This is a genomic window from Xanthomonas sp. SHU 199 (genome assembly GCF_000364665.1).
Taxonomy (GTDB): domain Bacteria; phylum Pseudomonadota; class Gammaproteobacteria; order Xanthomonadales; family Xanthomonadaceae; genus Xanthomonas_A; species Xanthomonas_A sontii.
In genome coordinates, this window is sequence record NZ_AQOI01000001.1 from 1 (window position 1) to 11,053 (window position 11,053).

Annotated in this window: 11 protein-coding genes and 1 pseudogene; 4 read left to right on the forward strand and 8 right to left on the reverse strand. The window is 69.3% G+C overall.

Features of this window, described 5'->3' with window-relative positions; genetic code table 11:
- The 6 genes and pseudogenes from D183_RS23625 to D183_RS0100030 form a co-directional block, all read right to left on the reverse strand.
- Nucleotides 1-172 (reverse strand): annotated as a pseudogene (locus D183_RS23625) (cell division protein ZipA); the annotation flags it as partial.
- Between the two features lie 114 nt (nucleotides 173-286).
- A complete protein-coding gene (smc, locus tag D183_RS0100010; protein ID WP_017907177.1) occupies nucleotides 287-3,790 on the reverse strand; it encodes a chromosome segregation protein SMC in 3,504 nt (1,167 codons plus the stop codon).
- A gap of 331 nt (nucleotides 3,791-4,121) precedes the next feature.
- Nucleotides 4,122-4,571 (reverse strand): 50S ribosomal protein L9, encoded by a 450-nt coding sequence (gene rplI / locus D183_RS0100015; protein ID WP_010342531.1) that lies wholly within the window; start codon nucleotides 4,569-4,571, stop codon nucleotides 4,122-4,124.
- A gap of 193 nt (nucleotides 4,572-4,764) precedes the next feature.
- Complete coding sequence (rpsR, locus tag D183_RS0100020; RefSeq protein WP_002804494.1) at nucleotides 4,765-4,995, reverse strand: 30S ribosomal protein S18; 231 nt, start codon at nucleotides 4,993-4,995, stop codon at nucleotides 4,765-4,767.
- Nucleotides 4,996-5,006: 11 nt separating this feature from the next.
- Nucleotides 5,007-5,441 carry a 30S ribosomal protein S6 gene (gene rpsF / locus D183_RS0100025; protein ID WP_010342529.1) on the reverse strand — a complete coding sequence of 145 codons (435 nt, stop codon included), beginning with the start codon at nucleotides 5,439-5,441 and terminating at the stop codon, nucleotides 5,007-5,009.
- 353 nt (nucleotides 5,442-5,794) lie between these two features.
- The gene (locus tag D183_RS0100030; protein WP_017907178.1) at nucleotides 5,795-6,142 is read right to left on the reverse strand and encodes a HesB/IscA family protein; all 348 of its coding nucleotides are present in this window, start codon (nucleotides 6,140-6,142) and stop codon (nucleotides 5,795-5,797) included.
- Nucleotides 6,143-6,279: 137 nt separating this feature from the next.
- On the opposite strand from D183_RS0100030, the gene asnS reads away from it, so the two are divergent.
- The 4 genes from asnS to D183_RS0100050 are packed head-to-tail and all read left to right on the forward strand — an operon-like array spanning nucleotide 6,280 to nucleotide 8,941.
- Nucleotides 6,280-7,674 carry an asparagine--tRNA ligase gene (gene asnS, locus D183_RS0100035; protein WP_017907179.1) on the forward strand — a complete coding sequence of 465 codons (1,395 nt, stop codon included), beginning with the start codon at nucleotides 6,280-6,282 and terminating at the stop codon, nucleotides 7,672-7,674.
- A gap of 22 nt (nucleotides 7,675-7,696) precedes the next feature.
- Nucleotides 7,697-8,002 carry a hypothetical protein gene (locus D183_RS0100040; RefSeq protein WP_017907180.1) on the forward strand — a complete coding sequence of 102 codons (306 nt, stop codon included), beginning with the start codon at nucleotides 7,697-7,699 and terminating at the stop codon, nucleotides 8,000-8,002.
- Nucleotides 7,999-8,313 carry a hypothetical protein gene (locus tag D183_RS0100045; protein ID WP_017907181.1) on the forward strand — a complete coding sequence of 105 codons (315 nt, stop codon included), beginning with the start codon at nucleotides 7,999-8,001 and terminating at the stop codon, nucleotides 8,311-8,313. The genes D183_RS0100040 and D183_RS0100045 overlap by 4 nt, the downstream gene beginning before the upstream one ends.
- 7 nt (nucleotides 8,314-8,320) lie before the next feature.
- Nucleotides 8,321-8,941 (forward strand): FMN-binding negative transcriptional regulator, encoded by a 621-nt coding sequence (locus D183_RS0100050; RefSeq protein WP_017907182.1) that lies wholly within the window; start codon nucleotides 8,321-8,323, stop codon nucleotides 8,939-8,941.
- Nucleotides 8,942-9,004: 63 nt separating this feature from the next.
- Here the strand turns inward: D183_RS0100050 and D183_RS0100055 are convergent, their stop codons facing one another.
- A complete protein-coding gene (locus D183_RS0100055) occupies nucleotides 9,005-9,715 on the reverse strand; it encodes a response regulator (protein WP_017907183.1) in 711 nt (236 codons plus the stop codon).
- 334 nt (nucleotides 9,716-10,049) lie between these two features.
- Nucleotides 10,050-10,970, reverse strand: a complete 921-nt coding sequence (locus D183_RS23630; RefSeq protein ID WP_198527614.1) for a hypothetical protein — start codon at nucleotides 10,968-10,970, stop codon at nucleotides 10,050-10,052.
- Nucleotides 10,971-11,053: the final 83 nt, after the last annotated feature.

Below are 11,053 nucleotides of genomic sequence, written 5' to 3' on the forward strand. Positions count from 1 at the left end.
TGGCCGGGGCGGCGTCGCCCAGCGAGGGTTCGCGGCGCGGCGCGGCCGGATCGGCCGGCTCCACGCGCCGGCCCTGGCTCGGTTTCTTCGGGCGGCCGAACAGGAAGATCGCCGCAATCAACAGCAAGCCGGCGGCGAGGATGCCGATGCGTAGCATTGCCATGTCGGACATTCAGGGGTTACTCCGGCAAGGGTACACAGGGGGAAAATAACTGGCGGGTGCGCATCGGGTCCGCCAACGCGGGAACCAAGCCTCGACGCGCATCACGTCCTTTAGCATGTCACGTCAGGCCGCGCCCGCCAAACGCGCGGCCTCCTCGAGGTCCACGCTGACCAGGCGGCTGACGCCGGGCTCGCGCATGGTGACGCCGCTGAGCTGATGCGCCGCCTCCATCGTCGCCTTGTTGTGGCTGACGAACAGGAACTGCACTTTCTCGCTCATTTCCTTGACCATCGCCGCCAGGCGGCCGACGTTGGCCTCGTCCAGCGGCGCGTCCACCTCGTCGAGCAGGCAGAACGGCGCCGGGTTGAGCTGGAAGATCGCGAACACCAGGGCAACCGCAGTCATCGCCTTCTCGCCGCCGGACAGCAGCGAGATGCTGGACACACGCTTGCCCGGGGGCCGCGCCATGATCGCCACGCCGGTGTCCAGCAGGTCCTCGCCGGTCAGTTCCAGGTAGGCATGGCCGCCGCCGAACAGGCGCGGATACAGCGCCTGCACGCCGGAGTTGACCCGGTCGAAGGTGTCCTTGAAGCGGCCGCGGGTCTCGCGGTCGATCTTGCGGATGGCGTCTTCCAGGGTCTCCAGCGCGGTGTTCAGGTCGACGTCCTGCGCTTCCAGGTACTCGGCGCGCTGCGCGGCCTCGCCGTACTCGCTGATCGCCGCCAGGTTGACCGGTTCCAGCCGGCGCATGCGTCCATCGATCTGCTGCACCGCCTGCTCCCACTCGACGGGGTCGGCATGTTCGGGCAGGCCGTTGATCACGTCCTCGAGCACGAAGCCGGCCTTGACCACCGCCGCAGACAGCTGCTCGGCGCTGAGCACCAGCGCCTGCTGGTCGAGCCGGCGCTGGGCGATGCGTTCGCGCTGCGCCAGCGCCTGTTCGTCGCGCTGCTGGCGGGTCTGCTCCAGCGCGCGCAGTTCGTTGTCGATGCCGTCCAGCAACGCACGCGCCTCGCCGAGCGCGCGGTCGGTGCGCACGCGCTCGCTCAGCGCAGCCTGGTGTTCGGCCTCCAGCGCCAGCACCGGCGAGTCGCCCTCGTTCAACTGCGCGCTGAGTTCACCCAGGCGCGCGTCCAGTTGCCCGCGCTGGTTGCCCATCCGCTCCAGCGCCTGGCTCAGCGAGGCGATCTGGGTGCGCTGCGACTCCAGGGTCAGGGCCAGGGCGTGCGAGGCTTCGCGCACCCGCCGCGCGGCGTCGCGAGCCAGGTCGCGCGCCTCGGTGAGTTGGCGACGCTCGCTTTCCAGCGCGTGCCGCACCGATTCCAGGTCGCCCATGCTGGTGACCGCGTCCTCCAGCTTGGAGCGTGCCTCGCGCGCTTGCTCGCGGCTGCTGTCCAGGGTTTCCAGCAGCTGCGCGACCTCCAGCTCGATGCGTTCGATGCGGGTGCGCGCGGCGTCGACCTTGCCCTGCTGGCTCTGCAACTGTCCGGCCAGTTCGGAGGCGCTGCGGTGCGCCTGGTACAGCTGGCGCTGCGCGTCCTCGCGCTGCTGCTCGCCGGCCAGCAACTGCGCGCGCATCTCGCCGAGGCGGTGCTCGAGATCGGCCTCGCGCTCCTGCAGCGTCTCGATCTGGCCGCGCAGGCTCTGGATCTCGCGCTCGCGCAGCAGTGCGCCCTGCTTGGCCGCGCCGGACCGCGACACGCGCAGCCAGCCCTGGCCCAGGCGCGCGCCGTCGCGGGTGACGATGGAATCGCCCTCGCCCAGCTGCGGCAGCAGCGCCCGCGCCGCACTCAAATCCTCGGCCGCGTGCAGCCGCGCCAACAGCCGGCGGATCGCGATCGGCCCCTGCACCTTGGCCGCCAGCGAAGTCGGCGCGAAGGTCTCGGCCGCCTCCTCGCCGCTGACCAGGGCGATGCGGCCTTCGCCGAGTTCGCCCAGCGCGTCAACCAGTTGTTCCGGCGCCTCGACCAGCACGCCTTCGATCAACTGCCCGAGCGCGCCTTCGACGGCGTTCTCCCAGCCGCTCTCGACGTTGAGCCGTTCGCCGACGCGCGCCGCCGAATCCAGCCCGCGCGCCTGCAGCCAGGCCACCGCCGCGCCCTGCTCCTGGCCGAGTGCGGCCTGCTGCAGGGTTTCCAGCGACGACAGCCGGCCGCGCGCGGCCTGCGCCTGCTTGCGCACGTCGGCCAGTTCGGCCTGCGCGGTGCGCTGCTGGTCCTGCAGCGCCGCGACCGCCTGCTTGCGCGCCTCGACCTGCTCGGTCAGCCCGTCCAGCGCGGCGCGCTGGGTCTCGTGCTGCAGTTCCAGTTGCGCGAACGCCTCGGCCAGCGCGTCCAGGTCCAGCCCGGCGCGCTCGGCCAGCAGCGCCTCGCGGCGGCGCTCGGCCTCCAGCGACTGCCGGTCCAGGTAATCGACGCGGGTGCGCTCCACTTCGCCGGCACGCGAGGCTTCGGCGGTGTTGCGCTGATGCGATTCCCAGCGCTGCTGCCAGTCGGCCAGGCGCGCCTCGGCCTCGCGCAGCGCTTCCTGCTTGTATTCGTTGTCTTCCTGCAGCTGCTCCAGCTGCGGGCCGGCCACGTCCACCGATTCGCGCAACAGGGCCAGCTTGGCCTCGTCGGTGCCGATGTGCTGGCCGAGCTCGGCCAGCGCCAGCTGCGCCTCGTCGCGCGCCTTGTGCAGGCGCTGCGACAGGTCGCGCTGGTGCTGGATCTGCTGCTCGATCCGGGCCAGGGTGCTGCCGACCTTGTAGACCTCGGCCTGCGCGGTGCTGAGCGCCTCGGCGGCCTCCTCGCGGCGCACGCGGCCGGTCTCGATGCGCGCCTCGGCATCGCGCTGTTCGGCGATCAGTTGCTGCAGGCGCGTTTCTTCCTGGCCCAGCGCCTCGCGCAGGCCCTGCAGGCGCCCGTCCAGGCCGCGGTATTCCAGCGCCTTCCACTGCGCGTCCTTGATCCGCCGTTCTTCCTGCAGCGCCTGGTACTGCTCGGCCTGGCGCGCCTGCCGCTTGAGGTGCTCGAGCTGCTTGCCGATCTCCTCGCGCAGGTCGCCCAGGCGCTCCAGGTTCTCGCGGGTGTGGCGGATGCGGGTCTCGGTCTCCTTGCGCCGCTCCTTGTACTTGGAGATGCCGGCGGCCTCCTCCAGGTACACGCGCAGGTCTTCCGGGCGCGCCTCGATGATCTGGCTGATCATGCCCTGTTCGATGATCGAGTAGCTGCGCGGGCCCAGGCCGGTGCCCAGGAACAGATCGGTGATGTCGCGACGCCGGCACTTGGTGCCGTTGAGGTAGTAGCTGCTGCTGCCGTCGCGGCTGACCTGGCGCTTGACCGAGATCTCGTTGAACGAGGCGTACTCGCCGGCGATGGTGTGGTCGGTGTTGTCGAAGATCAGTTCCACCGTGGCCTGCGACACGGGCTTGCGCGCCGACGAGCCGGAGAAGATCACGTCCGTCAGCGAATCGCCGCGCAGCCGGCTGGCCGAGCTTTCGCCCATCACCCAGCGCACCGCGTCGATGATGTTCGACTTGCCGCAGCCGTTCGGACCGACGATGCCGGTCATGTTGGTCGGCAGGTGCAGCGTGGTCGGATCGACGAAGGACTTGAAGCCGGACAGCTTGATGGTCGACAGGCGCATGGTGCGGGCAATCCATGGCAGACGCCGCCGGCATTCCGAGCTGCGCTGCCGCTAATGAAGATCCAGGTGAGGTCCTGCTTCCAACCCATTGATGCGGCTACACCGCCGGGCCGACATCGGACACGAGTTGCTGAGTATAGCGGCCCCCGCGCGAGGCTGGGGCGGCCTGCGCCGGGCGACGGAGATGCGACGGCGGTCTCACTCGCAGCCGACGGGTCTTGCGCCGACCGCGTGCGGCCAGGGCCGCATGGCCCGCCGAGGGCGGCGCCGGTCGGCAAAAACGACACGGGCACCTTGCGGTGCCCGTGTCGGTACAGCGATGACGCAAGGATCAGGCGTCGGCTTCGACCACGACCTTGACCGTGGTTTCCACGTCGGCGTGGAGGCGCACCAGCACCTCGTACTCGCCGATGTTGCGGAACGCGCCTTCGCCCAGCACCACTTCGCCCTTCTCCAGCGGCATGCCGGCGGCGGTGAAGGCCTCGGCGATGTCGCGCGGGCCGACCGAGCCGTACAGCTTGCCTTCGGTGGAGGCGTTGGCCTTGACGGTCACGCTGGCACCTTCCAGCTTGGCGGCGCGGGCTTCGGCGTCGTCGTGGATCGACTTGGCCTTGGCTTCGTACTCGGCGCGCTTGGCTTCGAACTCGGCGATGTTGGCGGCGGTGGCCGGCACGGCCTTGCCCTGCGGCACCAGGTAGTTGCGGCCGTAGCCCGGCTTGACGTCGACCTTGTCGCCGAGGCCGCCCAGGTTGGTCACTTTCTGCAGAAGAATCAGTTGCATGGTCTTGCTCCGTTATTCGTTAGCGTCGGCACGCGGCCGGCGCAACGGGTGCTGTCCGAATAGGAGAAGCCGGGATTGGGGATTGGGGAGTCGGGATTGCGCCCGACTGCACCGCACTCCTTTCTAATCGCCAGACTTCGCTTGAATGCCCGCACCGGAGGGTGCGGGCCGTATCGCTCCGGGAAACCCGGAATCAAACGTCGTGGTTGTCCGTGTACGGGATCAGCGCCAGGAAACGCGCGCGCTTGACCGCCGTGGCCAGCTGACGCTGGTACTTGGACTTGGTGCCGGTCACGCGGCTCGGCACGATCTTGCCGTTCTCGGTGAGGTACTGGCGCAGGGTGTTGAGATCCTTGTAGTCGATCTCCTTGACGCCCTCGGCGGTGAACTTGCAGAACTTGCGACGACGGAAGAACTTGGACATGAGCGTGCTCCTTAGGCGGCTTCGGCGGCGTCGCCGTCGGTTTCGGTGGCGGCGGCGGGCGCATCGCCCTCTTCGTCGTCGCGACGACGGCGCTCACCGCGCTCGGGCTTGTCGGCCTTCTCGTCCTTGCTCTTCATGATCAGCGACTGCTCGGTGTCGGCGCCGTCGCGCTTGATCACCAGGTGGCGCAGCACGGCGTCGTTGAAGCGGAAGCTCTCGACCAGCTCGCTCAGCACGGCCTGGTCCACTTCGATGTTCAGCATGACGTAGTGGGCCTTCACCAGGTTCTGGATCGGGTACGCCAGCTGGCGGCGGCCCCAGTCTTCCAGACGGTGGATGGTGCCCTTGCCGTTCTCGACCAGCGACTTGTAGCGCTCGATCATGGCCGGGACCTGCTCGCTCTGATCCGGGTGGACCAGGAACACGATTTCGTAATGACGACTCATGGTGTTTACCTTTCGGATGTGGCCTTGCGGCCGGACAGCCCCCCGCGGTGCGACGGCGGTGGGGCAAGGACTCCTGCCGGGAAGGCAGGAAGCCGCACATTATGGCGTAGAAGTGCCGCTGCGGACAAGGTGCCGTGGCGGGCGGCCGGGTGATGTCCTGACTCGATGAAGCCGGGACCCGGGGCCCGGGACCCGGAAAAGCGAGGCCGACCAGCCTTTCGTGGCGACATGCCTCAACCCGCCTGCACCAGGCAGCGCATCCGGGCCGCTCTTCCGGGTCCCCGGTCCCGGGTCCCGGGTCCCGGCCTTCGAGCTCATCCCACAAGGAGGTCGCGCCGCCGCAGCGGCGACGCTCAGGCCGCGCCGGCGTGCGCGGCGTCGGTGGTGAAGCTCTCGCCGCAACCGCACTCGGCGGTGGCGTTCGGGTTGCGGAACACGAAGGTCTCGCCCAGGCCCTGCTTGGCGAAGTCGATTTCGGTGCCGTCCACCAGCGGCAGGCTGGTGGCATCGACATAGATGCGCACGCCATCCTGCTCGAACACCGCGTCGTCCGCACGCGCCTCGCGCGCCAGGTCGGTGACGTGGCCCCACCCCGAACAGCCGGTGCGCTCCACGCCAAAACGCAAGCCCAGCGCGCCAGGCGTCTGCGCGACGAAGCGCTGCACGCGGGCATGGGCGACGGGGGTGAGACGGATGGCCATGACGAACGACTCCGGCGACTGCGAGCGGACATTATAGGAAGGTTGGCGGCCAATCACCGCCACGCCTCGCAAGCGCTGCGCTCCAGCCAGTACACTTGCCCCTTCCATATCGAGTCGCTGCGGCGAGGATTCAAGTCATGACGGTGGTGAGCGTTGCACATGCGCTGGCCGGGAAGATCCCGGAAGGCGGCGAAGTCACGGTGCGGGGATGGGTGCGCACGCTGCGCGGATCTGCCGGACTGGCTTTCATCAACGTGTCCGACGGCTCCTGCTTCGCCCCGATCCAGGTGGTGGCGACCGATGCCCTGCCCAACTTCGACGAGGTCAAGCGGCTCACCGGCAGCTGCTCGCTGATCGCCAAGGGCGTGCTGGTCAAGTCGCAGGGCAAGGGCCAGTCGTACGAGATCCAGGCCAGCGCGGTCGAGGTGGTGGGCTGGGTCGAGGACCCGCTGACCTACCCGATCCAGCCCAAGCCGATGTCGCCGGAGTTCCTGCGCGAGGTCGCGCACCTGCGCCCGCGCACCAACCTGTTCGGCGCGGTGACGCGCATCCGCAACTGCCTGGCGCAGGCGGTGCACCGCTATTTCCACCAGAACGGCTACAACTGGATCAGCACGCCGATCATCACCACCTCCGACGCCGAAGGCGCCGGGCAGATGTTCCGCGTCTCCACCCTGGACATGGCCAACCTGCCGCGCGACGCGCAGGGCCAGGTCGACTTCGGCCGCGACTTCTTCGGCAAGGAGACCTTCCTGACCGTGTCCGGCCAGCTCAACGTCGAGGCCTACTGCCTGGCGCTGAGCAAGGTCTACACCTTCGGCCCAACCTTCCGCGCCGAGAACAGCCACACCACCCGCCACCTGGCCGAGTTCTGGATGATCGAGCCGGAGATCGCCTTCGCCGACCTGGCCGAGGACGCGCGCGTGGCCGAGGACTTCCTCAAGTATCTGTTCCGCGCGGTGCTGGACGAGCGCGCCGACGACCTGGCGTTCATCGCCGAGCGCGTGGACAAGACCGCGATCAGCAAGCTGGAGACCTTCATCAACTCGCCGTTCGAGCGCATCGAGTACGGCGACGCGATCGGCCTGCTGCAGAAGTCCGGGCAGAAGTTCGAGTTCCCGGTGGAATGGGGCCTGGACCTGCAGACCGAGCACGAGCGCTGGCTGACCGAGCAGCACGTCGGCCGCCCGGTGGTGGTGACCAACTATCCCGAGCACATCAAGGCCTTCTACATGCGCCTGAACGACGACGGCAAGACCGTCGCGGCGATGGACGTGCTGGCCCCGGGCATCGGCGAGATCATCGGCGGCAGCCAGCGCGAGGAGCGCCTGGACGTGCTCGACGCGCGCATGCTGCAGTTCGGCCTGGATCCGCAGCACTACGGCTGGTACCGCGACTTCCGCCGCTACGGCACGGTGCCGCATGCCGGCTTCGGCCTGGGCTTCGAGCGCCTGGTGGTGTACGTGTGCGGGCTGAGCAACATCCGCGACGCCATCCCCTACCCGCGCGCGCCGGGCAGCGCCGAGTTCTGAGCCGGCACGGGGAGCGCGCGCCATGATCCTGTTCTTCGCGCTGTGCTTCGTCGGCGTGGCGATCGCCGGGGCCAGCGCGTTCCTGATCTTCTGGCCGCTGACCCTGGTGCACATCCGCGACCGCCATCCGCCGCTGGTGGCGGCGTTCGGGCCGGGCGCCTTCCTCAAGCCGGTCGCGCTCGGCTGGCTGCTGGCGCGGCGCTACCGTCCGCTCGGCGACCGCGGGCTCTCCGGGCTGGCCACGCCGGCCTGGCTGTCGCTGATGACGATCTTCTTCGGCCTGGGCATGGCCGCCCTGCTCTGGCTGCTTTCCCTGGTGATTCCATGACCTCAGATTCTCCCTCCCACGATCAGTGGTACCTGGCCAGCCTCGGCCGCCTGCTGGTGTGGGCACGCCTGCGCGTGCGCGACGCCGGCACCGCCGAGGTGCTGGACAGCGACGGCAACACCCTCAGCTACGACAGCGAGGACACCGCCCGCGCGGCGTTGTTCGATGCCGAATTCGTCGCCTTCGATGGCCTGGACGAGGACGATGCGCGGGCGCGCGGCTTCTCGTTGGGCGAGGTGGCGCCGCCGCAGGCCGACGACGACGCCGGCCTGCGCGGGCGCATGACCCAGACCCTGGGCGCGCGCGCCTGATCCGGGGATGCACGTTGCACCCGCCTTCGCCGAACACGACCTGGGCGCGCTCGATGCGCTGATCGCGGACCACCCGTTCGCCACCCTGGTCACCGTCGCCGACGGCCTGCCCTGCGCCACGCCGCTGCCGGTGCTGTACCGGCGCGACGGCGAACGCATCCTGGTCGAAGGCCATTGGTCGCGGGCCAACCCGCAGGCGCGGCACGCCGGGCCGGCCTTGCTGATCGTGCACGGCCCGCATGCCTACGTCTCCCCGGGCTGGTATCCGGACAAGGAGGCGATGGCGCGGGTGCCGACCTGGAACTACGCCACCGCGCACCTGCACGGGCAGCTGCACCCCAGCGACGACGAAGCACTGCTGGCCGATGTGGTGGCGCGGCTGAGCGAACGCCACGAACGCGCGCTGGGCAGCGACTGGCGCTACGAGCCGGACAACGACACGCACCGGCGCCAGTTGCGCGGCATCGTCGGCTTCCGCCTGGAGGTCGAGCGGGTCGAGTTGAAGTTCAAGCTCAGCCAGAACCATCCGCCGGCGAACCAGGCCGCGGTACGCGAGGCGCTGCAGGGCCAGGCCGATCCCGGCGCGCAGGCCGTCGCGGCGCTGATGCACGCGCGACGTCCGGACTGAACCACGCCGCCACGCAGCGCCGCTGACCATGCAGTTGTGCGCACCGTCACGGCACGCGCCGCCTCAGCCACAACGACTGGCCGGTCCCTGCCGGTCGTGCCCGGCATGGCGCGCACTGCCCCTGCCTCCCTCCAGCGGCGACAGACCTTCGCGGATCGCGTAGCGCGTCAGTTGCGCGATGCTCTGCATGCCCAGCTTGAGCATGATGTGCTCGCGGTGGGTGCCGATGGTCTTGACGCTGATGTGCAGGCGCGCGGCGATCTCCTTGGTCGACAGCCCCTCGGACAGCAACTGCACGATCTCGCGTTCGCGCGAGGTCAGCAGCGTGTAGGCGGAGACGGCATCGCCGGGCGGACAGCGATACTCGCTGACCAGCGACTGCGACAGTTGCGGGCTGATGTACAGCTGATCGTTGCCGACCTGCTGGATCGCGCGCAGCAATTCGTGGAAGGTGCTGTTGCGCGCCAGGTAGCCCTTGGCGCCGGCGTCGATGGCCGCGCGCACGTTGGTCGCGGCATCGGAGGCGGCGATGCAGATCGCCTTGCTGCGCGGGCTGCGCTGCAGCAGCCGGCGGGTGGCCTCGATGCCGTTGAGGCCCGGCAGCATCACGTCCATCAGCACGATATCCGGCTGCCGTCGGGTCACCAGTTGCACGCACTCCAGTCCGTCGACCGCGTGGCCGACCACGTCGATGTCCGGCGTGTTGTTGAGCAGGGCCACCATGCCCTCCAGCACAATGCTGCGTTCGGCGGCAATCACGATACGTGTGTTCATTCTCTACCTGTGTTGGCAATGGAACTCCCAACGCGCGACCGCGCGGCAACCCGCGTCCCCCTGCAGCGCGACGCGCCCCTTTTTCACTCGATGCGACAGCGCTGAACCTGCGCTTGCATTACGTTCTCAGCTTGTCACGCTGCGTCATGGCGGCCATCGGCTTCAGGCTGATATGGATGGCGACGACGGCTGAACTTGTGCGGATTGCCGCATTCGTCTCGGTTCGTAGACAGAATCCCGTGCTACCGCGCACGCGCTGTGACGCAGAACGAAATCCTGCGCCGACGAACGATGATGGGAACACGGGCGATACGCCGGTGTCGCGCCGGCGGGTTCATTCCGCTGCCGGCGATGGCGATGGCGGCGGCGGCAGACGCGCGGCTTCCACCTGCAGCATCCCGCGGGCGAACTCGGCGAGCCGCTGCTGTATCGCCGCCGGCGGTGTGCCGGCCTCGATCGATTGCTGCAGGGCCATCAACTGCGCGGCCAACTCGCCCTGCCAGCGCATGCGCTCGGTGTCGTTGCTGGCGCGCTGCACTTCCAGCGACGCCTGCGCCTGCGCCGAGGTATCGCCGCGCACCAGCGTCTCCATCAGATCGACCAGACGCTGCAGCAGACGGTACACCGCGGTCGCGGAGAAGCCGCCCAGCATCGCCAGGGTCGGCTTGCCGAAACTGCGCATGCTGCCGCTTTCGAACAGATCCGGCGGCAACACTTCGACCAGGATCAGCCCGGCGATCAGGCCCAGGATCATGCGCGCGCCGTAGGAGGCGTCGTACTTGGGGTCGTAGCTGGCGTCGGCGACATAGCGGTGCACCTGGAACAGCGAGGAGAACGAGGCGCCCAGGCCGGCGCAGAACAGCAGGAACAGCGCATTCCACAGCAACACGCTGCCCGAGGAATCCAGGAAGCCCAGGCGCACGTTGTCCGCGCTGACCTTGCTGGACAGGGCCGTCGCCACCACCGCGAACAGGAACAGCAGCGAGGTGGTGGTCAGCGCACGCACCAGCGGCAGCGGGCCGAGCAGGGTCGCCCAGTGCGGGCGGCGACGCTCGGCATCGAGCAGGAACACCGCCTGCGGCGTGGCCGGGCGGATCAGTTGCGCCAGTCGCCGGTGGGTGACCGCCAGTTCGTGCGCGTGCACCTCGATGTCGCCGCCATCGGCGTCCGGCGTGCCTGCGCCCAGCAGCGCCGACAGGCGGGCGATCAGCTCCGGCGGCACTGCCATGCCGTGCTCCAGCGCATAGCGCGCCATCGCTTCGCACTCGGCGCGCAGTTGCGGCAGGATGCCCGGCGGCGGCAGCCGCGGTCCGGCACGGCGGGCCGCGGTGAGCCGGC